This is a genomic window from Sphingobium sp. RS1 (assembly GCF_056156825.1).
In genome coordinates this window covers 2,467,007-2,492,274 of sequence record NZ_JBLZXE010000002.1, presented here as the reverse complement: position 1 = coordinate 2,492,274, position 25,268 = coordinate 2,467,007, and the positions used below count along the sequence as shown (strand labels likewise).

General features: G+C 65.0%; 22 protein-coding genes. 7 read left to right on the top strand and 15 right to left on the bottom strand.

Translation table 11 applies throughout. The features are described 5' to 3' along the window. Positions 1-5 precede the first annotated feature (5 nt). Positions 6-1,262 (bottom strand): transcription termination factor Rho, encoded by a 1,257-nt coding sequence (gene rho, locus ACNHGR_RS13835; protein WP_184268470.1) that lies wholly within the window; start codon positions 1,260-1,262, stop codon positions 6-8. Positions 1,263-1,528: 266 nt separating this feature from the next. Between rho and ACNHGR_RS13830 the strand changes: the two genes are divergently transcribed. Together ACNHGR_RS13830 and ACNHGR_RS13825 are read left to right on the top strand one after the other, a co-directional pair. Continuing rightward, a complete protein-coding gene (locus ACNHGR_RS13830) occupies positions 1,529-2,533 on the top strand; it encodes an aspartyl protease family protein (RefSeq protein ID WP_475286821.1) in 1,005 nt (334 codons plus the stop codon). Between the two features lie 214 nt (positions 2,534-2,747). Beyond that, positions 2,748-3,011 carry a hypothetical protein gene (locus ACNHGR_RS13825; protein ID WP_475286819.1) on the top strand — a complete coding sequence of 88 codons (264 nt, stop codon included), beginning with the start codon at positions 2,748-2,750 and terminating at the stop codon, positions 3,009-3,011. Between the two features lie 55 nt (positions 3,012-3,066). On the opposite strand, the gene ACNHGR_RS13820 is transcribed toward ACNHGR_RS13825, so the two are convergent. The 6 genes from ACNHGR_RS13820 to ACNHGR_RS13795 form a co-directional block, all read right to left on the bottom strand. Beyond that, complete coding sequence (locus ACNHGR_RS13820) at positions 3,067-5,184, bottom strand: transglycosylase domain-containing protein (RefSeq protein WP_475286817.1); 2,118 nt, start codon at positions 5,182-5,184, stop codon at positions 3,067-3,069. Positions 5,185-5,369: 185 nt separating this feature from the next. After that, positions 5,370-5,771, bottom strand: coding sequence for a peptide-methionine (R)-S-oxide reductase MsrB (gene msrB / locus ACNHGR_RS13815; RefSeq protein ID WP_475286815.1), 402 nt, complete (start codon positions 5,769-5,771; stop codon positions 5,370-5,372). Between the two features lie 43 nt (positions 5,772-5,814). Beyond that, on the bottom strand, positions 5,815-6,855 hold the full coding sequence (gene holA, locus ACNHGR_RS13810; RefSeq protein ID WP_475286813.1) for a DNA polymerase III subunit delta: 1,041 nt from the start codon (positions 6,853-6,855) through the stop codon (positions 5,815-5,817). Next, the gene (lptE, locus tag ACNHGR_RS13805) at positions 6,852-7,352 is read right to left on the bottom strand and encodes an LPS assembly lipoprotein LptE (RefSeq protein WP_475286811.1); all 501 of its coding nucleotides are present in this window, start codon (positions 7,350-7,352) and stop codon (positions 6,852-6,854) included. The genes holA and lptE overlap by 4 nt, the downstream gene beginning before the upstream one ends. 95 nt (positions 7,353-7,447) lie before the next feature. Continuing rightward, the gene (gene leuS, locus ACNHGR_RS13800; RefSeq protein WP_475286809.1) at positions 7,448-9,976 is read right to left on the bottom strand and encodes a leucine--tRNA ligase; all 2,529 of its coding nucleotides are present in this window, start codon (positions 9,974-9,976) and stop codon (positions 7,448-7,450) included. A 100-nt stretch (positions 9,977-10,076) separates the two neighbouring features. Then, entirely contained in the window at positions 10,077-10,523 is a 447-nt protein-coding gene (locus tag ACNHGR_RS13795; protein ID WP_184268454.1) for a DUF3576 domain-containing protein, read from the bottom strand. Positions 10,524-10,767: 244 nt separating this feature from the next. Here ACNHGR_RS13795 and ACNHGR_RS13790 point away from each other — a divergent pair, with 244 nt between their 5' ends. Continuing rightward, on the top strand, positions 10,768-11,493 hold the full coding sequence (locus ACNHGR_RS13790) for a hypothetical protein (protein ID WP_184268452.1): 726 nt from the start codon (positions 10,768-10,770) through the stop codon (positions 11,491-11,493). Between the two features lie 210 nt (positions 11,494-11,703). Here ACNHGR_RS13790 and ACNHGR_RS13785 read toward each other — a convergent pair whose 3' ends face one another. The 3 genes from ACNHGR_RS13785 to ACNHGR_RS13775 form a co-directional block, all read right to left on the bottom strand. After that, positions 11,704-12,639 carry a 2-hydroxyacid dehydrogenase gene (locus ACNHGR_RS13785; RefSeq protein ID WP_475286806.1) on the bottom strand — a complete coding sequence of 312 codons (936 nt, stop codon included), beginning with the start codon at positions 12,637-12,639 and terminating at the stop codon, positions 11,704-11,706. After that, positions 12,636-13,886, bottom strand: a complete 1,251-nt coding sequence (locus ACNHGR_RS13780) for a cystathionine gamma-synthase family protein (protein WP_475286804.1) — start codon at positions 13,884-13,886, stop codon at positions 12,636-12,638. Before ACNHGR_RS13780 ends, ACNHGR_RS13785 begins: the two co-directional genes overlap by 4 nt. Positions 13,887-14,120: 234 nt before the next feature. Then, entirely contained in the window at positions 14,121-14,318 is a 198-nt protein-coding gene (locus ACNHGR_RS13775) for a hypothetical protein (protein WP_184268446.1), read from the bottom strand. A 157-nt stretch (positions 14,319-14,475) separates the two neighbouring features. Here ACNHGR_RS13775 and ACNHGR_RS13770 point away from each other — a divergent pair, with 157 nt between their 5' ends. Beyond that, a complete protein-coding gene (locus ACNHGR_RS13770; protein ID WP_475286802.1) occupies positions 14,476-16,887 on the top strand; it encodes a ligase-associated DNA damage response DEXH box helicase in 2,412 nt (803 codons plus the stop codon). Positions 16,888-16,930: 43 nt separating this feature from the next. After that, positions 16,931-17,461, top strand: a complete 531-nt coding sequence (locus ACNHGR_RS13765) for a hypothetical protein (protein WP_475286800.1) — start codon at positions 16,931-16,933, stop codon at positions 17,459-17,461. 5 nt (positions 17,462-17,466) lie between these two features. Here the strand turns inward: ACNHGR_RS13765 and ACNHGR_RS13760 are convergent, their stop codons facing one another. The 3 genes from ACNHGR_RS13760 to gyrB are packed head-to-tail and all read right to left on the bottom strand — an operon-like array spanning position 17,467 to position 21,059. After that, on the bottom strand, positions 17,467-17,982 hold the full coding sequence (locus ACNHGR_RS13760; RefSeq protein WP_475286798.1) for a COG3650 family protein: 516 nt from the start codon (positions 17,980-17,982) through the stop codon (positions 17,467-17,469). Then, a complete protein-coding gene (locus ACNHGR_RS13755; RefSeq protein WP_475286796.1) occupies positions 17,979-18,551 on the bottom strand; it encodes a DNA-3-methyladenine glycosylase I in 573 nt (190 codons plus the stop codon). Before ACNHGR_RS13755 ends, ACNHGR_RS13760 begins: the two co-directional genes overlap by 4 nt. Positions 18,552-18,554: 3 nt before the next feature. Beyond that, a complete protein-coding gene (gene gyrB, locus ACNHGR_RS13750; RefSeq protein WP_475286794.1) occupies positions 18,555-21,059 on the bottom strand; it encodes a DNA topoisomerase (ATP-hydrolyzing) subunit B in 2,505 nt (834 codons plus the stop codon). Between the two features lie 86 nt (positions 21,060-21,145). On the opposite strand from gyrB, the gene ACNHGR_RS13745 reads away from it, so the two are divergent. After that, complete coding sequence (locus ACNHGR_RS13745; protein ID WP_475286792.1) at positions 21,146-21,646, top strand: hypothetical protein; 501 nt, start codon at positions 21,146-21,148, stop codon at positions 21,644-21,646. Between the two features lie 80 nt (positions 21,647-21,726). On the opposite strand, the gene ACNHGR_RS13740 is transcribed toward ACNHGR_RS13745, so the two are convergent. Both ACNHGR_RS13740 and yczE read right to left on the bottom strand, forming a co-directional pair. Next, positions 21,727-22,920, bottom strand: coding sequence for an NHL repeat-containing protein (locus ACNHGR_RS13740; RefSeq protein ID WP_475286790.1), 1,194 nt, complete (start codon positions 22,918-22,920; stop codon positions 21,727-21,729). A 138-nt stretch (positions 22,921-23,058) separates the two neighbouring features. Further along, positions 23,059-23,670: a membrane protein YczE gene (yczE, locus tag ACNHGR_RS13735; protein WP_475286788.1), complete on the bottom strand. Its 612-nt coding sequence runs from the start codon at positions 23,668-23,670 to the stop codon at positions 23,059-23,061. 90 nt (positions 23,671-23,760) lie between these two features. Here yczE and yczR point away from each other — a divergent pair, with 90 nt between their 5' ends. Further along, entirely contained in the window at positions 23,761-25,227 is a 1,467-nt protein-coding gene (gene yczR / locus ACNHGR_RS13730) for a MocR-like transcription factor YczR (RefSeq protein WP_184268430.1), read from the top strand. The last annotated feature ends 41 nt before the right edge of the window (positions 25,228-25,268 follow it).

Below are 25,268 nucleotides of genomic sequence, written 5' to 3'. Positions count from 1 at the left end.
CCCGCTTACTGGTTCATGGAATCGAAGAAGTCCTCGTTGGTCTTGCTGTCCTTCATCTTGTCCAGCAGGAATTCCATGGCGTCGATCGTGCCCATCTGCATCAGGATGCGGCGCAGCACCCACATCTTGCTGAGCTTGGGCTTGTCGACCAGCAGCTCTTCCTTGCGGGTGCCGGACTTGCCGACGTCCAGCGCCGGGAAGATGCGCTTGTCCGCAACCTTGCGGTCCAGCACGATTTCCGAGTTGCCGGTGCCCTTGAACTCTTCGAAGATGACTTCGTCCATGCGGCTGCCCGTGTCGATCAGCGCCGTGGCGATGATGGAGAGCGAACCGCCCTCCTCGATGTTACGCGCGGCGCCGAAGAAGCGCTTGGGGCGCTGGAGCGCGTTGGCGTCCACGCCGCCGGTCAGTACCTTGCCCGACGACGGGACAACGGTGTTGTAGGCGCGGCCGAGGCGGGTGATCGAGTCGAGCAGGATGACGACATCCTTCTTGTGCTCGACCAGGCGCTTGGCCTTTTCGATCACCATCTCGGCGACTTGGACGTGGCGGGTGGCGGGCTCGTCGAAGGTGGAGGACACGACCTCGCCCTTCACGCTGCGCTGCATGTCGGTGACTTCTTCGGGGCGCTCGTCGATCAGCAGGACGATCAGGAAGACTTCGGGATGATTGTCGGTGATCGCCTTGGCGATGTTCTGGAGCATCACCGTCTTGCCGACGCGGGGCGGCGCGACGATCAGCGTGCGCTGGCCCTTGCCCTGCGGGCTGACGATGTCGATGACGCGGGCCGACTTGTCCTTCTGGGTCGGGTCGCCCGGATCAAGCGTCAGCTTCTGTTCGGGATAGAGCGGCGTCAGATTGTCGAAATTGACGCGGTGGCGGACGACATCGGGATCGTCGAAATTGACCGAGAGCAGTTTGGTCAGCGCGAAATAGCGCTCGCCATCCTTGGGCGCGCGGATTTCGCCTTCCACCGTGTCGCCGGTGCGCAGGCCAAATTTGCGGACCTGGTTGGGCGATACATAAATGTCGTCGGGACCGGCCAGGAAATTGGCTTCGGGGCTGCGCAGGAAGCCGAAGCCGTCGGGTAGCACCTCGATCGTGCCCTCGCCCATGATCTGCTCGCCATTCTCCGCCTCGGCCTTGAGGATCGCGAACATCAGGTCCTGCTTGCGCAGCGTCGATGCGCTTTCGACGCCCAGTTCCTCCGCCATGGTGACGAGGTCGGCAGGAACGGTCTTCTTGAGGTCCTTGAGATGCATTGCGAATCGGTCCGATGGAGAGAGTGGGAATTCAGGGCCGGAAAAGGAAGGAAGGAGCCGGACAGGATGCCGGTCGAGTCCCGCTCCGGACGGACGGGATGAGTTGTCTGGCGTTTAACGATTGCAGGGGCATCAAGTCAAGCGAGGACCGACGCGGACAGCAGCGGAAAATCGCCTTTTTGGCCCCGATGCGGGTCGGGTGGTGGCGCTGGCGCGACAATGGGCTTCCATGATATAAGAACGGCATAAAATGGAAGGATGAGGATATGGGACGGCGCCCGGTCATGCTGGCGGTCCTGCTCGGAATCGGGCTGGCGATCGGCGGTCCCTTGGTGGCGGCGCAGGATCAGGCCGGACCGGTGTCGGCTGCGGCCCTGCCGTCCCTCGATCCGGATGTGCCGCCGACCATCGTGCAGACTGGTCCGCCGATAGACGATCGCGTCACCATTCCCATTTCGATCGACGGCAAGGGGCCGTGGAACTTCATTATCGATACTGGATCGCAGCGAACGGTGATCGCTCGCGATCTGGCACAGAAGCTGGCGTTGCCGCCCCGCGCCAATGTCACGATCCTCAGCATGACCGGCCGGTCGGAGGCGCAGACGGTCGCCGTTCCGCGGCTGGGCTTTGGCGCGGGCACGATCGACGATATCGAGGCGCCGGTGCTGGAGGGCGAAAATCTGGGTGCGGCGGGCCTGCTGGGGCTGGACAGCCTGCATGCCAAGCGGGTGACGCTCAACTTTCGCACGGGCCGCATGGAGATTGCCGGCAGCGGTGCCAACCGACGCCTGGCGGTCGATCCCGATACGATCGTGGTGGAGGCGCGGCGCAAGCGCGGGCAGTTGATCCTGCTCGATTCCGATGTGAACGGCATGCGGGTCAGCATCATGCTGGATACCGGCAGCGTATTCAGTATCGGCAATCTGGCGTTGCGCGACAAGCTGCTGGCGAAGAAGCACGCCCCGGCGATGCTGGAGGCGACGCTGACCAGCGTGACCGGCGGGACGCTGACGGGCCAGGTCGGGCGGATCAAGGCAGTGCGGATGGGGCGCGTCAATCTGGTGGAGGTGCCGGTATTGTTCGCGGACGCCAGCCCCTTTGCCGAACTGGGCTTGCAGGACAAGCCTGCCTTGCTGCTGGGGATCAGTGCGCTCAAGGTGTTCGACCGGGTGGCGATCGATTTCGGCCGGGGCAAGGTGGACTTCCTGCTGCCCGATGCCAGCGCGGCGCCGCCGAGCCGCTGGGCCACCAACGACAAGGTCGAAGGATAGCGATTTTTATCGTCACCCAACCCCATAATGTGAACTGATCCTTACTAATCAGGATTTATCACCAATTAGTTGGAAATATTCCGCACATGAAATGAAGCATATAGGGGAGAATCCACGATTTTCGTGGCTTTCTTCAAATTGGCACGCCCCCTGCAATGTCGTTGGCATGATCCACGACGGATCATCGCAGACATATCAGGGAAGGAATATCATCATGAAGACCATCGCTTTCGCCGCCGCTGTCGTCGTCGCCACCGTCGCCGTTTCGGCCGCCGCCACGCCCGCCTTTGCCCAGTCGCAGCCTGCTTCGAGCAGCGTCAAGGTCCGCTACGAAGCCAAGACCGACCGCTATTGCATCCGTGAAACCCAGTCCGGCACGATCGTCCCGCTGACCCAGTGCCGTTCGAAGGCCGACTGGGCGCAGAATGGCCTGACCATCAGCCACGCCAAGCCTGCCGTCCAGCTGGCCCGCCGCTGATGCGCTGCGCAGGCCCGGCTTTCCATCCCCTTCCCTATCGGTCCAGCCGGGCCGATCAGGGATTGGCGGACGGTCGGGTCGAAGGCTGTTGCTGCTGGCGCTGACGATCGCGCCCCAGCACATTGTCGATCCACTGCTGGTCGATACGCGGCGCCTGCGGTCTGTCCTGCGCAGGACGATCATCGGGATCGACCTCCATCTGCTGCTCATCGTCCGACGCGCCGCCGGAATCGGGCCGGGACCGCTCGATCGGCAGGCCATTTTCGTCGACCATCATCCCGCCGGGCGTGGCCCCATTGTCGGGGCTGCCATAATAGGCTTCCTCGTCCGGCTCCAACTGCCATTCGGGCAGCGTGACCTGCGTCTCGAATTGCTCCACCGGGCGCTTCGACACCGCCACCTTCATATAATCGGCAAAGGCACGGGCGGGCGCACGGCCGCCCTGCAGGCCGCCAACCGTCCTGGCATCGTCGCGACCCATCCACACACCGGTGGTGATGCCGCTGGAAAAGCCCAGGAAATAGCCGTCCTTGTTGCTGGTCGTGGTGCCGGTCTTGCCCGCCACCGGGCGGCCGATTTGCGCTGCCTTGCCGGTGCCGGTCGACACCGCCGTCTGCATAAGGTCGGTCATCCCCGCCGCGACCCAGGGGGCGACCAGCACGCGGCTGGTATCATCCTGATGCTGGTAGAGCATGCGGCCATCCGCCGTCGTCACCTTGGTGATGCCATAGGGCGTCACCGCAATGCCCTTGCGCGCGATCGAGGCCGCAGCGCGGGTCATGTCGATCAGGCGCACATCCGACGTGCCCAGCACCATGGAGGGATGGGTGTTGACCGGCGTCGTGACGCCGAAACGGCGGGCCATGTCCGCAACGGTCGGGAAGCCGACCTCCACGCCCAGCTTGGCTGCGACCGTATTGATCGAATAGGCAAAGGCGGTGCGAATATCGATGTCGCCGGCAAAGCGGCCATTGGCGTTGCGCGGGCTCCAGCCGTTGATCGTCACCGGTTCGTCGGTGATGCCGGTGTCGGGCGTATAGCCGGCCTCCAGTGCCGCCATATAGACGAAGATTTTCCAGGCGGACCCCGGCTGGCGCGTTGCGGTGGTGGCGCGATTATAGTTGGATGTCACATAATCGAGGCCACCGACCATCGCCCGCACCGCGCCGTCGCGGTCCAGGCTGACCAGTGCGCCCTGCGTACCGCCGGGCACATTGGCCTTGATCGCCGCCGTCGCCGCATTCTGCATGCCGAGGTCAATCGTGGTATAGACTTCCAGCGGTTCGTTCGGCTCGTCGATCAGCAGGTCGAGCTGCGGCAGCGCCCAGTCGGTGAAATAACGGACGCTGTTCTGCGGCGGCTCGGGCGCCATCTTCACGCTGCCCAGATCGGCGGCGGCGCGCTCATGCGCGGAAATGGCATCATTTTCCTGCATCAGGTCCAGCACCACGCCCGCGCGGCCGATCGCGGCGTCGGCGTCGGCGGTGGGGGAGTAGCTGGACGGCGCCTTCACCAGGCCGGCGATGATCGCTGATTCAGGCAGGCTGAGGCTGGTAGCGGGATGACCGAAAAACTTCCGGCTGGCCGCGTCGATGCCATAGGCGCCACCGCCGAAATAGACCTTGTTCAGGTAGAGTTCGAGGATCTGCCGTTTGGAGAATTTCCGCTCCAGCGCCAGCGCCAGCACCATTTCGCGGATCTTGCGGCCGAAACTGTAGCTGTTGTTGAGGAAGATGTTGCGCGTCACCTGCTGGGTGATGGTCGATGCGCCCTGCCAGCGGCGGCCGGTGCCGCGCCGTTCCACCGCGACCCAGGCGGCGCGGGCCATGCCGATCGGATCGACGCCGGGATGCAGGTAGAAGCGGCGATCTTCGGTCGACACCATGGCGTCGACCATGACCTGCGGAATCTGGTCGTAGCTCAGCCATTGGCCGAAACTCGGCCCGAGCGAGACGATGACACTGCCGTCAGCCGCATGGACGCGGATCATCTGGCCATTGGGAGAGGATTTCAGGCTGCTGTAATCGGGCAGGGACTGCATCGCGATGACCACCGCGATCACCACCGCCAAAAGTCCTGCGACCGCCGCGGCAAGGCCGATCTTCAGCCCGCGCAACGCCCATGTCTTCGCGCGGCCACGCGGCGCGCTCTTCTTCTTGCCTGATCCTGCCATCTGTGCCGCCCCGGATACGCGCTAATCCCGGCCCCGGCCAGCGCAAATCATGCAACCGGCGCGGAAAAAGACCGTCGCGCCGTCCATGGCGAATGGCGCTTTACCGAGGATGAACGGCCCCTGTGCAGGCATGATGCAGCCATGATGCAGGCGGTGGGGAAAGCGTGCGCAGGCCCGGTCCGGTGTTACGCCTCGTCGCGCGGTTTGAAGGCGAGGCTGGCGCTGTTCATGCAATAGCGCAGGCCGTTGACGCCGGGACCGTCGGGGAAGACATGGCCCAGATGGCCTTCGCAGGTGGCGCAGCGGACCTCGGTACGGATCATGCCATGGCTGGCGTCGCGAATTTCCTCCACCGCGTCTATATCGACCGGCGCGGTGAAGCTGGGCCAGCCCGACCCGCTGTCATATTTTTCCTCGGCATCGAACAGTTCGGCCCCGCAGCCGGCGCAATAATAGACGCCGTCGGCCTTGTTGCCGTTATACTTGCCGGTGAAGGCCCGTTCGGTGCCGGCTTCGCGCAGCACATGATATTGTTCGGGGGAAAGGCGGTCGCGCCATTCGGCTTCGCTCAGGGTCAGCTTGTCCATGGCGGCAATATGGCCCTGTATGACAGGTCGTTCAAGTCCGGGGTTAAGCCCGTTCCCGTGCCGCCTGCCGCGCGATCGCCAGCAGTTCGTGGCGGACCAGCAGGTCGCCGGTGCCCCGGCCCGAGCGGGTGGCGCGCTCGGCGTCCAGCAGGCGCTGGATAACGCGGGCGATGCCCGGCGCATCCCATGTCCGGACCTGGCGCGTGACCAGCCCCTTTTCCTTCCAGAAGACCGCCTTGCCGGCTGCCTCCACCGCCCCCTCCAGCCGGCCGCTGGCATCGAAATCTGTGCGGATATTGGCGATCAACATGGCGCGGCCCAGCAGCGGGCGGATGACTGCCGCCATCGCCGTGCCGGTTTCGCTGAGGCTGGTCAGTTCGCGGTGCATGGCGCGCAGGTCGCCGCCCAGCACGGCGTTGACGAGCGGCGCGACCTCCGTATCGGGATTGTCGGCGGACAGGGCGTCTAGCGCTTCGGCAGTGGCCTCGCGCGGCCGGTCGGGCGCGGCGTCGAGATAGAGGATCAGCTTCTCGATCTCGCCGGTCATCAGCGCCCGGTCGCCATTGGCGAGCGACACGATCCGCCGGGCGAGATCGGTCGACAGGCGCAGCCCGCCATCGCGGGCGATGCCGATGGCAATCTGTTCGGATTCGCGCGCGTCAGGCTGGTAGGAGATGCAGGCCATCGCGCCTTTATGCTCCAGCGCCAGCTTGACCAGCTTGGACGTCGCCTTGAGCGCGCCGGCGACGGCGATTACCGGATTGCCGGCGGCCTCCGCCTCCAGCAGGGCAGTCAGCGCCGGGACCGATTCCTCGCCCATGCCGCTGACGCGAATCCAGCGCTTGTCGCCGAACATGGAGAAGGAGGCGGCTTCGTCCGCCAGCCGGGCAGGATCATCCTTCAGCGTCGCGCCGTCCAGGTCGACTCGCTCTGCCTGCGGCCCCATGGCGCGCTCCAGCCGCTTGGCAAGCGACTGGCTGCCCGCTTCGTCGGGGCCGTAGAGCAGGAAGAAGCGGATATCCGCTGAAGCGCCCTGACCCGGCGCGTCCAGCGCCCGTTCGATCTGGCCGCGATTGGCCTTCAAGGGCGCGTCGCCTTGCGGGAATAGATGGCCAGACGGGTGATGATCTGGTCCGCCACCGTCTGCGACAGCCGCTCCAGCGCGGTATCTTCAGCCGCGATCGTGGCATATTCGCTGGAGGTGACGTCGATGCCGGCGTCCGATCCGGCGGTGTCGTCCAGCAATTGCGCGCCGGTGGTTTCATCCACCAGTTGATAGCGCGCGCGCAAGGTGCGCCGCTCACGGGTGATGGCGGCGTCGGCGCGCAGGCCGAAACCGCTGATATTGTCGTCCAGCTTCACCACCAGCTTGTAGCGCGGGCCGGACCCGCCCTGCATTGCCGACAGCCGGTCGTTCAGCGCATTGCGCATCAGCCAGCCGGCTTTGCCCTCGATCGGTTCGACGGTGACATTGCCCAGCGCCTGCGCCACCGGTCCCTGACTGCCCCCGCCATAGACGGGCCGCAGCCCGCAGGCCGTGAGCAGCAAGGGAAGGGCGATAAGGGGCAGGATGCGCTTCATGCCAACCTCCATAAACGTTCGCTCCGAACCTGTCGAAGGGCTTTCCTTACTCAGGAAAAGTGGCCTTCGACAGGCTCAGGCAGAACGGGACATTATCAGACGACGATGTTCACCAGACGGCCGGGGACCACGATGATCTTCTTGGGGCTAGCCCCATCCAGCGTGCGGACGACGTTCGGTGCCGCCAGAGCCAGCTTTTCCAGCTCGTCCCTGGGCGTATCCTTCGCCACGGTGATGGTATCGCGCAGCTTGCCCATCACCTGACAGGCGATGGTGACTTCATCATCCACCAGCAGCGCCGGATCGACCGCCGGCCATGCCGCGTTGGCGATCAGGCCTTCGCCGTTCATCTCCGCCCAGCCCTCTTCGGCCAGATGCGGCGTCATCGGCGCGACCAGCAGGGCAAGGCCACGGATCGCGGCGGTGCGGCTGGCGGAAGGCTTGGCCTTTTCGATCGCGTTCACCAGTTCGTAGATCTTGGCGACGGCCTTGTTGAAGCCCAGCGCCTCGATATCCCTGGCCACGCCATCGACGGTCTGGTGCAGCTTGCGGTCAAGCGCCTTGTCCTCGCCTTCTGCGGCGGCATCGGCCTCGCCGAACAGGCGCCAGACGCGGTTGACGAAGCGCCACGATCCTTCGATCCCGGCTTCGGTCCAGGGCAGGTCGCGTTCCGGCGGGCTGTCCGACAGCATGAACCAGCGCACCGCGTCCGCGCCGTACTGGGCGATGATGTCGTCGGGATCGACGACATTCTTCTTGGACTTGGACATTTTGATGACCCGGCCGACCTCGACCGGCGCACTGTCCGCGATCAGCGTGGCGCCATCGGCCGTGCGGCTGATTTCACCGGGCGCGAAATAGACGGGGGGCAGCCCCTCGCCCTGTTCGCGGCTGTAGGTTTCATGCGTCACCATGCCTTGCGTGAACAGGCCGGTGAAGGGTTCGGCAAAGCCCAGCTGCCCCATATGTTGCAGCGCGCGGGTCCAGAAGCGGGCGTAGAGCAGATGCAGGATCGCATGTTCCACGCCGCCAATATATTGCCCGACCGGCAGCCATTGCTCGACCGTGGCGCGATCGAACGGCTTGTCCTTGGGCTGGCTGGCGAAGCGGATGAAATACCAGCTGGAATCGGCGAACGTATCCAGTGTGTCGGTTTCACGCACCGCCGGCTTGCCGCAGGACGGGCAGTCGACATGCTTCCAGGTCGGATGGCGATCCAGCGGGTTGCCGGGAATGTCGAAGCTGACATCCTCGGGCAGCACGACCGGCAACTGGTCCTTGGGCACCGGCACCGGGCCGCAAGCGTCGCAATGGATGACCGGGATCGGAGTGCCCCAGTAACGCTGGCGCGACACGCCCCAGTCGCGCAGGCGGAACACGGTCTTGCCCGCGCCCCAGCCTTCGCCCTCGGCGCGGGCGATGACGGCGGCCTTGGCATCCTCGACGCTCATGCCGTCCAGGAAGCGGCTGTTCACCAGATTGCCGGGGCCGGTATAGGCTTCATTGTGGATCGGCGTGTCGGCCTCGCCTTCCAGCGCGACGACGCGCTCGACGGGGAGCATGTACTTGCGTGCAAAGTCGAGGTCGCGCTGGTCATGGGCGGGCACGCCCATGACGGCGCCGGTGCCATAGTCCATCAGCACGAAATTGGCGATGAAGACGGGCAGGTGCCAGTCGGGATCGAAGGGATGCGCAACCGTCAGGCCGGTGTCGAAGCCCAGCTTTTCCGCCGTTTCCAGTTCAGCGGCGGTGGTGCCGCCTTCCTTGCACTTCTCGATGAAGGCGACCGCGTCGGGATTGTTCGCGGCCACGGCTTGCGCGACCGGATGGTCGGCCGCGATCGCGACGAAGCTGGCGCCGAAGATGGTGTCGGGCCGGGTCGAATAGACGTCGATCTGCGAGTCGAACGGCGCGACCGGCTTGAAGTGGAATTGCAGGCCGACGGACTTGCCGATCCAGTTCTCCTGCATCGTCCGCACCTTGTCGGGCCACTGGTCCAGCCCTTTCAGGCCCTCCAGCAGGTCGTCGGCGAACTGGGTAATCTTCAGGAACCACTGGCTGAGCTTGCGCTTCTCGACCAGCGCGCCCGAACGCCAGCCGCGCCCGTCGATCACCTGCTCGTTCGCCAGCACGGTCATGTCGACCGGGTCCCAGTTGACCGCGCTTTCCTTGCGATAGACCAGGCCCGCTTCCAGCATGTCCAGGAACAGCGCCTGTTCCTGACCATAATAGTCCGGCTCACAGGTGGCGAGTTCGCGGCTCCAGTCGATCGCAAAGCCCAGCTTCTTCAACTGCGCGCGCATGTTGGCGATATTGTCGCGGGTCCAGCTGCCGGGATGGACCTTCTTTTCCATCGCCGCATTTTCCGCAGGCATGCCGAAGGCGTCCCAACCCATCGGGTGCAGCACTTCATGGCCGGTCATCCGGCGGAAGCGGGCCAGCACGTCGCCCATGGAGTAATTGCGGACATGACCGATATGGATGCGCCCCGATGGATAGGGGAACATCTCCAGCACATAGGAGCGCGGCTTGGGCGAGGCGTCGTCCGCCTTGAAGCTCTGCTGCTCGTCCCAGGTCGCCTGCCAGCGCGCGTCTGCGTCCAGCGGGTTGAAGCGCCTCTGCATGTCATGTCCTTACAAATGCGGGCGGGCTGGGCCTTTTGCGAAGCCCAGCCCGAAGGGTTTGAAAATCAAGGCGTTGGTTACGCCCCGGAAAGGGAATGGATCAGCCGATCGCCGTGCGGCGCAGGTCGCGCGCCTTGGTGAGGATGATCTCCTCCAGCTTCTGCACGGTGGCGGCGGCGACCGGGGCGTCGACCCACTGGCCGCCCTGATTGACCTGGCGGCTGGCCGCGACGCGCAGCGCGTCGGCGCGCAGATCCTGGTCCAGGATCGACACGGTCAGCTTCATCCGCTCATTGGGCGTGTTGGGGTTCGCATACCAGTCGGTCACGATCACGCCGCCGTTCGAATCGGTCTGCACCATCGGCATGAAGGACAGGGTGTCGAGCGACGCGCGCCACAGATAGGCGTTCACGCCGATCGTCGTCACCTTCGACGCGGCGAGGTCGGCCTTTGGCCGTTCCTTGGACCCGCCACCGCAAGCGGCGAGCGGCAGGATCGCGGCCAGCAGCAGGCCGGCGGTTGCAGGGGCGGAAAGGCGGCGGACCATCAGGCATGTCCTAGCTAGAAAAGACGAAAAACTGCCCGCTTCTATAGTGGTCGTGCGCCACGGGGCAAGGGGGCTGCTGCCAGCCGCACGACGAGGCGCTGTGGTAACGTTCACTTCGCCCCGTTCGGAGTCTGTGTATTCCGTGCAACAGCTCAGACAAAAAGCCTTTCCGCCCCTAGCCAATGGCGGCTTTTCGGGTGTAAAGCGTTGTCAAACATATACGGGCGGGAACAAGAGTCGGGTCATGCGTGGAACAAGGGGATATTTGGCGGGAACGGGCGCGGCACTGGCCGTGGCTGGCTTCCTGTTGTCTCCCGCAATCGGTGCGGTCACCGATCTTGCACGCCTGCGATCCGACGCGCCTGCGTCCTTCGGCAGCATCGGCTCCTTCACCCCGACGATCAAGGACCCGCGCCTCGCGGCTGCCTATGCTAAGATCGTCGCCTCGGCGAATCAGCGCGGCTTCCGTTTCACCCCGACCAGCGGTTCGCTGAGCGGCCAGCGCTCGGTCACCGTGATGGTGCGCGCGGCGGGTGACGATCGCGTCGCCGTGAATCGTCCGCTCGACCCGATCGACATCAAGCCGGTGGCCTTCAGCCTGAACGGTGCGCATAACTGGCGCAAGTTCGCCCTGCCCGACGCCGTTGGCCGCAAGGCGCTGGACCCTGTGCCGGTTCAGACCATGGTCGATGCAAAGAATTTCTCGCTGGATGACGGCAAGAAGGATCGCTTCAGCACTAAGGTGATGCTGGAAACCCGCCGTGAGCCGGGCACGGCCGCGACGGTCCGCAATCCGTCTGCGGACAAGGATTATTCGCTGGATCTGGCCAGCTCCTATTCGCTGACGCGCAACCTGAACGTCACTGCCGGCGTACGCTACAATAATAGCGTGGCGGGCCGCCTGACCCCGATGACCGACGATCGTCAGGACAGCCAGGCCGTCTATCTGGGTACCGTCTTCAAATTCTGATTCGGCCGGCGGGCTGACCGCCGCCGCTTCTGCGCCATGTGAAAAGCTGGATTGCGGCTTGATGGCCTGCTCGCATGCGTTGGGAAAGCGGGCGTTTCCGTACATCCGTTGGCCCTGAGCCTGTCGAAGGGCGGCTCCTGCTCGCAACGGTCGAATGCCAATGGGGCTTCGACGGGCTCAGACTGAAAGGGGGAACGGCAATCCCAGGCCTTATCTCTTTACCGGCGACGGCAGCGCTTCGCCCGCAAAATAAGCGCTGAGATTTGCGCGCAGCATGACCAGCATCTGCGCCACGGCGGCGTCGGTCGCGCCGGCGGTGTGGGGCGTCAGCACGATATGGGGAACGTCGGCCCAAAGTGCAGGGTTGGTCGGTTCCTGCGCGAACACATCCAGCGCCGCGCCGCCCAGCCGGCCGTCCCTCAGCGCCGCGATCAGCGCATCTTCGTCCACCAATTGCCCGCGCGCGACATTCACCAGCAGGCCGGAAGGCCCCAGCGCCGCGATGATTCCGGCGTCGATCATGCCGCGATTCGTTTCGTCCGCCTTCGCCGCCACGACCATGATGTCGCTCGCCTGCGCCAGCGCCGCCAGGCTGTCGGCGCGGGGCCATCCCAGCGTGGGCTTGGGCCTTGGTCCCCACCATTGTACCTGCATCCGCATCGCCTGCGCCCGGCGGGCGATGGCCAGGCCGATCGCGCCCATGCCGACGATACCCAGCCGGGCATCGCCCAGCGACCGGGTGATGGTCTTGGCGCCCGCCACCCAGCCCCCGGCCCGCAATTGCCGATCGCCCGAGACGATCTGCCGCCTATGGGCGAGGATGAGGCCGATCGCATGGTCGGCCACATCCTCCGCATTGGCATCGCCCGCATGCGTGACGGCGATGCCGCGCGCCCGTGCCCAGTCGAGATCGACGCCGTCATAGCCTACGGTGAAGCAAGCGATGAGGCCAAGCCGCGGCATCGCCGCCAGAAGGGCCGGGTCGAGCCGGAACTCGCCCGCCGTCACCAGCGCCTGCGCATCGGTCAGCCGCGCCCGGCCGGCCTCCTCCCACAGTGGCAGGACATCATAGTCCGCTGCCAATGCCGCCAGCAGCGGCGCCAGATGCGGCTGGGCGACCAGAATGACCGGGCGTATGTCGCTCATCCTATCTGCCGCAGGGCCTGCGCGAAGTCGGCGATCAGATCGTCCGCATCCTCGCAGCCGATCGAGATGCGCACCATATTGTCGCCGATCGCCAGCGCCTTCTTGCGCTCCGCCGGCACCGAGAGGTGCGTCATCGCGGCCGGATGGCTGGCCAGCGTCTCGGTCCCGCCCAGACTCACAGCCAGCTTGGCGATCTTGAGCGCGTCGAGGAAGGCGAAGGCTTCCGCCTCCCCGCCCTTGAGGTAAAGTGAGAAGGTCGATCCGGCCCCGGTGCAATGGCGACGATAGATATCGGCCTGCCGCTCCGTTTCCGGGAAGCCGAGATAGACGATTTTTTCCACCTGCGGCTGGTCGCGCAGCCAGGCGCAGACCCTCGCCGCATTCTCGCCCGCCCGGCTCATCCGCAATTCCAGCGTCTCCAGACTACGCAGCAGCATCCAGGCGCTATGCGGGTCGAGGATGGTGCCGATGGTGTTGCGCATCAGGCGAATGGCGTTGATGAGCGCATTGGACCCCAGCACCCCGCCCGCGACCAGATCGCTATGCCCGCCGGCATATTTGGTGAGGCTGTAGATGACCAGATCCGCGCCATGGGCGATCGGCTTGTGCCACAGCGGGCCGAGGAAGGTGTTGTCGATCGCGATCGGCGGGACATGGTCTTCGCCCGCGAACAGCGAGTCGCGCCGCGCGACAACCGCCTCCAGATCGACCAGCACATTGGTCGGATTGGCCGGGCTTTCCAGATAGAGCAGGGCGACGCGGCCCAGCCCCTTTGCTTTTTCGATGACCGCGCCAATCTCCTCTTCGGTCGCGCCGGCCGGGAAATCGAGCCATTGCACCCCGAACTTGCCAAGGATGCGCCCGATCAGCGACTCGGTCGCGGCATAGAGCGGGGCGCTGTGCACGATCACGTCGCCGGGCTGCACCAGTGCCAGCAAGGTGGTGGCGATCGCCGACATGCCGCTGGAAAAGAGCAGCGCATCCTCCGCTTCCTCCCACACCGACAGGCGATCCTCGCAAATCTCCTGATTGGGGCCGTTGAAGCGGGAATAGACCAGCCCTTCGGCGCCGCCCGGCCGGATACCGGTCACGCCCTCAAAATGGCGCTTGCCCGCCGCTGCACTCTCGAAGGCGAAGGTAGAGGTGAGGAAGATGGGCGGCTTCAATGAGCCTTCCGACAGGGTCGGATCATAGCCATGGCCCATCATCAGCGTGGCGGGTTTCAGCTTGCGCCCGTCAATCTCCATGATCGGGGCCTTGGGGCGGCGTCGGTTGCGCGGCGCATCCACGTCGGTCAGGTCGGCTTCGGTGAAATCGGGGGGGAATCTGGCGTTTCGCCGGTCATGTTCTATCTCCTGCTGGCGGCGTCTGTTGCGCCGCTGTCATGGGCGGGAGTGTATGCAGCGCCGCGGCAAAGGGCCAGAGGATCGCGTAAGAATATTTCTCTACGCTATATGATTATTCCGCGCTCGGCTGGCGCGTCAGGCGACCAGCCCTTCTTCCACCTCGACATTGACGTGCGCGCCGTCCGGGCCGATCAGAGCGTGCGAACTGCCATATCGCCCGACATTGAGCGTCTCGGCATAAAAGCCCCACCATTCGATCCAGAAGGCGGCTGGCATGAACCAGATGTCGAAGAGGACGTCCGGCATCGCCTGCGTGCTGCTTTTCTCAGTCATAGTCTCTCCATAAGGCGTGCGGCGCGACACCCCTATACGCATGATCCCCTGTGGAGTTGCGCGCGTTTGAAGGAAGATGCGCAAGTCTAACATGGCTGCAACGCGCTGGCAAAGCAGGGGCGATGACAGAAGCGGCAAGCCACCCTACATCCGGGTCATGCCGCTTACCCTTCCCACCATCGTCGAAAGCTGGTTCGCGGCGCGCGGCTGGCGCCCGCGACGACACCAGATGGACATGCTGGCGGCGGCGGAACGCGGCGAGCATGCACTGTTGGTCGCCCCCACTGGGGCTGGCAAGACGCTGGCGGGCTTCCTGCCCAGCCTGACCGACCTGATCGCCAACCCGACCGATCGGTTGCACACCCTCTATGTCTCGCCGCTCAAGGCGCTGGCGGTCGACGTACGGCGTAACCTGCTGACGCCGATCGAGGAAATGGGCCTGCCGATCAGCGTGGAGACACGCACGGGCGACACCCCGTCGGACCGCAAGGCGCGGCAGCGGGTGCGTCCGCCGCAGATATTGCTGACCACGCCCGAATCGCTGTCGCTGCTGCTCAGCTATCCCGATGCCGCCCTGCTCTTTTCGGACCTGAAGACGGTCATCGTGGACGAAGTCCATGCCTTCGCCACCCAGAAGCGCGGCGACCTGCTCAATCTTTCGATGGCACGGTTGCAGGCGATCAATCCGGACCTGCGCAGGGTGGCACTGTCCGCGACTGTCGCCGATGTCGATGCCTATCGCGCCTGGCTGGCCCCCGATGGCGACATCGACGCCGTGACGCCAGTGATGGGCGAGGCCGGAGCGGAGCCGAATGTCGCCATCCTGATTCCCGAAGGCCGCGTGCCATGGTCGGGCCATTCGGGCAAATATGCCGCAAAGCAGGTAATGGCGGAGATCGAGGCGCGGCAGACCACTTTGGTCTTCTGCAACACGCGCGGCCTCGCCGAACTCATCTTTCAGGAACTCTGGTCGGTCAATGACGCCAATCTGCCGATCGCCATCCATCATGGCAGCCTGTCGATCGAGGCGCGGCGCAAGGTCGAATCGGCGATGGCGGCGGGCAAGCTGCGCGCGCTGGTCGCAACCGCATCGCTCGACCTCGGCGTCGACTGGGGCAACGTCGATTGCGTGATCCAGATGGGCGCGCCCAAGGGAAGCTCGCGCCTGCTCCAGCGGATCGGCCGCGCCAATCACCGGCTCGACATGGCGTCGGAAGCGATCCTGATTCCCGGCAACCGCTTCGAATATCTGGAGGCGCGCGCGGCGCTGGACGCAGTGGAGGCGGGTGAACGCGACGCTGACGATTTTCGCCCCGGCAGTCTGGACGTGCTGGCCCAGCATGTGATGGGCCTCGCCTGCGCCGGGCCGTTTCGCGCGGAAGAGTTGCTGGCGGAGGTTCAATCCGCCACGCCATATAGCGCGCTGACCGCTGAAGCGTTCGACCATGTGCTGCATTTCATCGAGGGTGGCGGCTATGCGCTGCGCGCCTATGACCGGTTCAAGCGGCTGACGCAGGAGCCGGACGGGACTTGGCGTGTCTCCCATCCCCGCTTTGTTCAGCAGCATCGGCTGAACGCCGGCATCATTGTCGATCAGCCGGCGCTCGCCGTTCGCTTCGCCAATGGGCGCAAGCTCGGCACGGTGGAGGAAGGCTTCGCTGCCACGCTGACGCCAGGGGACAGTTTCTTCTTCTCCGGCATGGCGCTGGAGGTGGTACGGATGGACACCAGCGATCTGGTCGTGCGCGCGACGTCGAAGCAGGCGCGCATCCCCAGTTGGGGCGGCACCCGCATGGCCATGTCGACGCGGCTGGCCGACCGCGTCCGGCATTTCCTCGCTGAACCGCAGGAATGGCATCGCTTCCCGCCCGATGTGCGCGAATGGCTGGAGATGCAGAAGCTGCGGTCCACCCTGCCCCAGCCCGGCCAGCTGTTGATCGAAACCTTCCCGCATGAGGGGCGGCATTACCTCATCTGCTACAGTTTCGAAGGCTGGAATGCGCACCAGTCGCTCGGCATGTTGCTGACCCGGCGGATGGAGAGTCAGGGGCTGATGCCGCTCGGCTTCGTGTCCAACGATTATGCGCTGGCGGTTTATGGCATGAAGCCGGTCACCGATCCGGCCAGCCTCTTTTCCGCCGATATCCTCGACCATGAATTTGTCGACTGGGTCGAACAGTCGAGCCTGCTCAAGCGCGCCTTTCGCGATGTGGCGGTGATTTCCGGCCTGATCGAGCGGCAGCATCCGGGCAAGCGCAAGACCGGGCGGCAGGTCACCTTTTCCACCGACCTCATCTATGACGTGCTGCGCAAATATCAGCCCGATCATCTGTTGCTGAAGGCCGCATGGGCGGATGCCCGGGCGCGCATGACCGATGTGGGGCGGCTGGGCGACCTGATCGACCGGGCGAGCCAGACCATGCTGCATGTGACGCTCGATCGGGTCAGCCCGCTGGCGGTGCCGGTGCTGATCCTGATCGGGCGGGAGCATGTTGCCCAGACCGCAGCCGAGGATGCGCTGCTGATGGAGGCGGAGGCACTGGTGGCGGAAGCGATGCGGGCCGACTGAAGCTTGCGTTGATCGGGATCAGGGAACGGTCCATGATCCTGTAATGACGATCTTTTCCCTGCGGAGCCTGGTGCTCCTGCTCGCTCTTGCGCCCATCCCCGCACTGGCCGCCGAACCGGATTTCTTCGGCGCGGCCCTGTGTCAGCCGCCCTATTCGCTGGGCAGCGCCACCGCGCTTTACGAAGCGGCAGAGAAGATCGCCAAGCCCGACACATCGGGGCTGGGCGCAGCCATTTATCATTTGCGCAAGCCGATCGAGCGTGACGGATTCGTCACCCAGGACGTGATGTTCGGCGGCATGGCCGTGGGCGTCCTCATTCAGGGCGAAGTCGCGGCGCAACTGGCCGAGCGTTACGATCTCAAACCCGAATCGAGCCGGATTCTGGGCAGTTCCAGCCTTGGCTTCGCCCGACAACTGCCCGATGCCGATCAGGGGATGAAGGATATGGGCCTGATCTCCGTCGTCGCGCGGCAGGGACCGGCGCTCAAGGGGCGGACCCTGCTCGCCTGCGAATTCGTGTCGGATGAAGATCGCGCGACGATGGAAGAACTGGAGGGCGCAACGCCGGACTGATCGGCTTATTCGCGCCTCGGCCCATCTTCCTCCCTGATCCCGCCGCAGCCCTTGAGCGTGCCCTCGCCAAAGGCGATCTGCACCCGATCGGACCAGATGGCGTCGCTCATGCCGTCGCTGCATGGCCCTTCAGTGGCGGTCAGGCTGAAGCCCTCGCCGATATAACGGATCGCCCGATCATCCCCGTCTCGCACCACGCTATAGCGTAGCGGGCGATGATCCGGCCGTTCCAGCCGGGCGGTCGATCCGCGAATCGTAACCGCCCAAAAGGGTTCGGTGCCGATCGCACGATAATCGGCCGGCGTCGGTCTGTTGGGCGGTGTTTCACGTGAAACCAAGGGCTTGGCTTCATCGGCCGGTGGCGGTGCCGGTGCGGGCGGTGGCGCCACGCTCTCGTTCGCGACGCTGTTGTTGATGGGCGCTGCCACTTCCTGCGTGGCCTCCGTTCGATTCGCGGCCGGCTCCTCGCGCCCGCATCCGCCAATCAGCAGCAGCGGGAGCAGCAGCCAGCCCGTCTTCATGCGCAGACGGCGTCGCGGCGGAAGCAGTCGGCCGCATGGTCGTTCACCATGCCGATCGCCTGCATCCAGGCATAGACGATGGTTGGCCCGACGAATTTGAAGCCACGCGTCTTCAAATCCTTCGATATGGTTTCGGACTGGTCGGTCTTCGCCGGGAAATGCACGCCGTCGTTACGGATCGGCTGCCCGTCCACGAACGCCCAGACATAGGTCGCAAAATCCTCGCCCGAATCGCGCATGGCGCAGAAAATCTGCGCGCCGCGAATCGTCGCCTCGATCTTCGCACGGGCGCGCACGATGCCGGGATCACCCATCAGCCGTTCAATATCCGCCTCGTCAAAGGCGGCGACCTTGTCCGGATCGAATCCGGCAAAGGCCGCGCGGAACGTCTCGCGCTTGCGCAGGATGGTGATCCAGGACAGGCCGGCCTGGAACCCCTCCAGCATCAGCATTTCCCAGAGCATGCGCGAATCGCGCTCCGGTACGCCCCATTCTTCGTCATGATAGGCGCAATAGAGCGGATCGGCCGCGCTGACCCAGCTACAGCGAGGCAGCGCGGCGTCGCTCATGGCTCAGACGTCCAGATTGGCGACGTTGAGCGCATTGTCCTGAATGAATTCGCGGCGCGGTTCGACCACATCGCCCATCAGGCGGGTGAAGATTTCGTCCGCGACGTCCGCCTGCTCCACCTCGACGCGCAGCATCGAACGATTGTCCGGGTCCAGAGTGGTTTCCCACAGCTGTTCCGCGTTCATTTCGCCCAGCCCCTTGTAGCGCTGAATCGCCAGCCCCTTGCGCCCTGCGGTCAGGATCGCGTCGAGCAATTCGCTCGGCCGGGTGACGGTCGCGCCCTTGGCGGTGGCGGCGGGCAGGTCGTCGCCCGCATCCTCGGCCGCCTGCGCGGCCTTGACGGTGATGAGGCGGCTGGACGTGCGATAGCTGTCCGCATCCTCGGCAGCGATGCTGTGCAGCTTGCGCGCCTCGGCCGACCCGATGAAGCCGCCCTCGATCACATGATGGTCGGTGACGCCGCGCCACAGCCGCTGGAAATGGAAGCCGCCCTCTTCGGCGACGATGCCGGTCCAGCGGCCTTCAACGTCCTGCGCGTCCATCCACGCCACGGTCGCGGCCAGCCGCTCGGCCTGTGCGTTTGCCGACAGTTCCGGGTCCAGTGCGCCATTGAGGCTCAGCGCCTCGATGATCGCGGGATTATAGCGTCGCGGCACATAGCGCATGACGGCCCGCATGCGCCGGGCATGTTCGATCAGGCTGCGCAGGTCGTCGCCCGTGCGGGCGCCACCGGTCGTCTCCAGCGCCATCGAATCGACGCCATTGTCGACCAGATATTGCTCCAGCGCCGCTTCGTTCTTCAGATAGACTTCGGACCGGCCGCGCGTCGCCTTGTAGAGCGGCGGCTGGGCGATGTAGAGATGCCCCGCCTCGATGATCTGCGGCATCTGGCGGTAGAAGAAGGTCAGCAGCAGCGTGCGGATATGCGCGCCGTCGACGTCGGCGTCGGTCATGATGACGATCTTGTGGTAGCGCAGCTTGTCCAGATTGAAATCGTCACGAATGCCCGTGCCCATCGCCTGAATGAGCGTGCCGACTTCCTTGGACGACAGCATCCGGTCGAACCGTGCGCGCTCGACGTTCAGGATCTTGCCCTTCAGCGGCAGGATCGCCTGATTATGGCGGTTGCGCCCCTGCTTGGCAGACCCGCCGGCCGAATCACCCTCGACCAGGAAGAGTTCGGACTTGGCGGGGTCGCGTTCCTGACAGTCGGCCAGCTTGCCGGGCAGTGACGCGATATCCATCGCGCCCTTGCGCCGGGTCAGTTCGCGCGCCTTCTTCGCGGCCTCGCGGGCGGCGGCGGCGTCGATCACCTTCTGCACGATCATCTTGCCGTGCGCCGGGTTCTCTTCCAGCCATTCGGCCATCTTGTCGGCCATCAGGCTTTCGAGCGGCTGGCGCACTTCCGACGACACCAGCTTGTCCTTGGTCTGGGACGAGAATTTGGGATCGGGCAGCTTGACCGAGACGATGGCGGTCAGCCCTTCGCGCATATCTTCGCCGGTCAGGCTCACCTTCTCCTTCTTCAGCGCGCCGGACTTCTCGGCATAGCTGTTGAGGGTGCGGGTCAGCGCCGCGCGGAAAGCGGCCAGATGTGTCCCGCCATCGCGCTGCGGGATGTTGTTGGTGAAGCAGAGGACGTTCTCATAATAAGAGTCGTTCCACTCCAGCGCGACGTCGATGGTCACGTCGTCGCGGGTGCCGGCGATCGCGATCGGATCGGGCATCAGCGCATTCTTGTTGCGGTCGAGATATTTGACGAAGGCCGCGATGCCGCCCTCATAATATAGCTCGACTTCCTTCTTCTCCTCATGCCGCGCATCGACCAGGAACAGGCGCACGCCGCTGTTGAGGAAAGCCAGTTCGCGATAGCGATGCTCCAGCTTTTCGAAGTCGTACTCGATCTGGTTCTTGAAGGTGCCGCCGTCGCCGGGCGCTTTCTCGGTCGAAGCGAGGAAGGTGACGCGCGTCCCCTTCTTGCCTTCAGGCGCCTTGCCGATCACCTTCAAGGGCGCGGTGGCATCGCCATAGGCGAAGCGCATCCAATGCTCCTCGCCTTCGCGCCAGATATTGAGGTCCAGCCACTCGGACAGGGCGTTCACCACGGACACACCCACGCCATGCAGGCCGCCCGACACCTTATAGGCATTGTCGTCGCTGGTATTTTCGAACTTACCGCCGGCGTGCAGCTGGGTCATGATGACCTCGGCCGCCGACACGCCCTCTTCCTTGTGGATGCCGGTCGGGATGCCGCGGCCATTATCCTCGACGCTGACCGACCCGTCGGGGTTCAACGTGATGGTGATGAGGTCGCAATGCCCCGCCAGCGCTTCGTCGATCGCATTGTCGCTGACCTCGAACACCATGTGGTGCAGGCCGCTGCCATCGTCGGTATCGCCGATATACATGCCGGGCCGCTTGCGCACGGCATCCAGCCCTTTCAGCACCTTGATGCTGTCGGCGCCATATTCATTGCTGTTGGGGGAATTGACGGGTTCTTCGCTCATGCCGAGCATATAGGGAAAGCGGGCATGAAACTAAAGCGAAACATGGCGGCTTTCGCTGGCATCCGGCGCGGTCTATCACGGCTTTCATGCGCGCCGTCCCCACCCTGCTGATCCTGTCGCTGCTGGCCCTTGCCGGCTGCTCGAAAAGCAATGACGTCTATGAGGAATTGCCCAACAGCTCGCTGGCCGGCGCGCCGCGCGACGATGTGCCCGAAAGCCGCATGGATGCGCCGATCGCGCGGCCGGTCACGATCGGGGAGGATGGCTCAGCTTTTGCAGCCTGTGGAACGATGGGTGCGATCGTTGCCGTTGGCGACGATGAAGCGCCAGCCGAATTGAGGGCGGCACCCTTTGCAGATTCAAGAAGCGCAGGCCGGCTGGCGCCCGGCAGCCGGGTATATGTATGTTCACGCACGCTCGATCAAAAGTGGTTGGGGGTTGTACTGGACGTTTCCAGCGTCCCTGTAAGCATGGCTTCGGTGACAGAATGCGGCCTAAAGCGCCGAGCGGAACGAAAGCAAGCGTATGCTGGCCCCTGCCCCAGCGGCTGGATCGCCAGCGCCTATGTCCGGCTGATCGCAGGGTAGCGTAAAAGGTTCGCGCAGAGGCGCGGAGAACGCAGAGAGATGAATGCTTTGCGCTCTCTGCGCCTCTGCGCGAAAAATTCTTACTCGATCCCGGTAAAGACCAGCTTCTGTACGCGTCGCCCCGTATTCACCTCCGTCGCGTAGATATTGCCGTCGCTGTCGGTGTCGATGCTGTGCAACCAGGTGAATTGCCCCGCCTGCCGCCCGACCCGGCCGATCGCGCCCAGCACTTCATGCGTCTTGCGCTCCAATATCCAGATGCGCCCGTTCATCATGTCGGCGACATACATATAGGTCTGCGCCGGATCGGGGGAAAAGGCGATGTCGGTCACCGTATGGGTGCCGCCCGTCTCCGCTGCGATCGCCAGATCGCGCACGAAGGTCAGGCCGCCATCCTTCTCCCGCCTGAACAGTTGCGCGCGGTTGTTGTTGCGGTCGCAGACATAGAGGTGGCCATCGTTGGTCGGGACGACGCAATGGACGATGCTCCCGAAAATGGCCGCTTTGGGGTCCGCGACCTGGCTGGGATCGACGGCATGGCTCTGGTCGAACGCGCCTTTCAGCACCGGCCCGCTGGGCGGCTTGCCATAGGCGCCCCAGCGGCCCTTATAGCGTCCCGTCTTCGCGTCGAAGCCGATGACGCGCCGGTTGGTATAGCCGTCCGACATCAGCACCATGCCGCCCGAATGATTGACGTCGGATGGGTTGCCGAGCTGCTCGGTCGCATCATTGCCGCCGGTCTTCTCACGCTGGCCGAAGCTGCGGATATAGCGGCCTTCCGGGCTGTAGTTCAGGACGACATGGTCGCCCTTGCCATTGCCGCCGAACCAGACGCTACCCGCCTTGTCCACGAAGATGCCGTGCAGGCTGCTTGGCCACTGGCTGACGCCGTCGATGCTCGGCGCACTGCTCGCTCCGCCCCAGCCGCCGATATAGCGGCCGTCCTTACCGAAGCGCACCACCGGCGGCGCGGGCTTGCAGCAGGTGGCAATCGGTGGCGACTGCGCAAGGCCGGTGTCGGTGGCGGTCAGGCTGTGCGGCCGATGTACGACCCAGACCGAATCGTCCGGCCCCACCGCCACGCCGCTTACCTGCCCCAGCAGCAGGTCGTCGGGCATCGCCGGCCAGGCGGCATCGACCTTGAAGCGCGGCATCTTCGTCCCGGCCGGGGCCATTTGCTCGAAGGCAAGCGGGGCGAGCGAGGGCGTAAGGGCTTGCGGAACGGATGCAGCGGTCAGCGGCAGGATCAGCGCGGCGGCGAGGAAGGGGCGCATGGGACGAAAGGCTCCTTGATCGGGTGGGCGCGCCGGATCATGCCCGTCTGCCTGCCCCGGTCAATCGCCAAATGCCGCATTTCAAAAGGAAAAGGACCGGCCGACGATAAAGGCGTCGGCCGGTCAGGGGGCATATCGTCAGGCTTGAGCCGGACGCTCTGCCGGGGCAATGCGGAAGAAGGGCAAGGCGTGATGGACGATCCAGCCGATCGTCGCGGCATAGAGGATGGTGCCCACCCCCACCGTGCCGCCCAGCATCCAGCCGATCGCCAGCACGCCGATTTCGATCCCGCTGCGCACCCATTTGACCGGCCAGCCGGTGCGCCGGCACAGGCCCGTCATCAGCCCGTCGCGCGGCCCCGGCCCCATGCCCGCGCCGATATAGGCGCCGCCGGCAATGCCGTTGAGGATGATGCCCGCCACCAGCCACAGGCTGCGCATCGCATAGCCTTCCGGTGTCGGCAGGATCGCCAGCGACAGGTCCACCACCGTGCCGATCACCACGATATTGGCGACCGTGCCGAAACCGGGCCGCTGGCGCAGCGGCCACCACAGCAGCAGTACGAGTCCGCCGATCAGATTGACCGTCATGCCGAAGCTGAGGCCAAGGCGCGGGGCAAGGCCCTGATTGAGCACATCCCATGGCGACAGCCCCAGATTGGCGCGCAGCATCAGCGCCATGGAAAAACCGTAGAGGGCGAGGCCCCAGAAAAGCTGGAACAGGCGTCGAAGGAGGATGGGCTGCATCATGAAGAGGCTTGTTGCGTAGAATTGGCCTTTTCCAAAAGGACCAATCCGGCATAAATGGCCTTGATCGATCGGCCAACTGGAACGCCTGCCATGTCCACTTCCCTGCTTCGTCCGCCCTCTCTTCTTCGCCTGCTTGGCGCCTGGCGCGCGCAGGACAGCGCGGAGCCGGCTTATCGCCAGCTGGCGCAGGCGCTGCGGATGCTGGTGCTGGACGGGCGCGTCGGCCTCAACGTCCGTCTGCCGGGCGAGCGGGAACTGGCCGCCGCGCTCGGTCTGTCGCGCACCACGGTCGCAGCGGCGTTCGACCGGCTGCGCGACGAAGGCTATCTGGAAAGCCGGCAGGGATCGGGCAGCGTTACGCGCCTGCCCGCCGGCAGCGCAGACATGTCGCCGGACGAACGCGATGTCAGCGCGGGCAGCGGCAACCTGCTCAACTGGACCCACGCTGCCCTGCCCGCCGCGCCCGGCGTCGCCCGCGCCTATGCCCATGCGGTCGAAGCGCTGCCCGCCTATCTCGGCGACCTCGGCTATGATCCGCTGGGCCTGACCGTGTTGCGCCGCGCGATCGCCGCTCACTATGAGCGGCGCGGCTGCCCCACCCATCCCGATCAGATCATGGTCACCAATGGTGCGCAGCAGGGCTTTTCGCTCCTGCTCAAATGGCTAGCCGGGCCGGGCGACCGGGTGGTGATCGACCATCCCACCTATCACAACGCGATTCAGGCGTTGCAGCGCGCCCATGTCGTGCCGGTGCCGGTCGGCCTGCCGGCGCAGGGCTGGGACGTGGATGCGATGGAGGCGGCCTTTCGCCAGACATCGCCGCGCTTCGCCTATGTCATCGCCGATTTCCACAATCCGACCGGCCGCAGCATGGACCCGGCCACCCGCCGCGCGCTGGTCGCAGCTGCCATGCGCAGTCACACGCCATTGATCGTCGATGAAACCATGGTCGCCATGGGCCTCGACTTCGCGCCGCCGCCGCCGGTCGCCATGCATGATCCGTCGGGACGGCAGGTCATCACCTTGGGGTCGGCCAGCAAGATATTCTGGGGCGGGCTGCGCGTCGGCTGGATTCGCGCCGATCCGCAGACGGTTGCGGCGCTCGGCCGGCTGCGCACGACGATGGACATGGCCAGCCCGGTGGTGGAGCAGATCGCGGTCGCGCAACTGGTCGATGCGGATGTCGGCCTTGGCGAACGGGCCGGGATGTTGCGGGCACGGCGCGACCATCTGATCGGCCTTATCGAACAGCGCCTGCCCCATTGGCGGGTCGAATCGCCGGCGGGCGGCCTTTCGCTCTGGGCCGAACTGCCCCGTGCGGAAGCGACGGCATTGGCGGCGCTCGCCGAAAGTCTGGGCGTACGCATCGCCGCCGGTCCGCGCTTCGGCGTCAGCGGCGCCTTCGAACGCTTCATGCGCCTGCCCTTCACCCTGCCCGAGGATCAGTTGGAAGCCGGGATCGAACGGCTGGTCGAAGCCGACGCTCGCCTCCACGCGCGCATGCCCAAGGGCCGGGATTCGCTCGCCATGGCGCTGGATGCGGATCGGTTGATTTAGTGTAACCCTCGTCATCCCAGCGAAGGCTGGGATCTCACTTC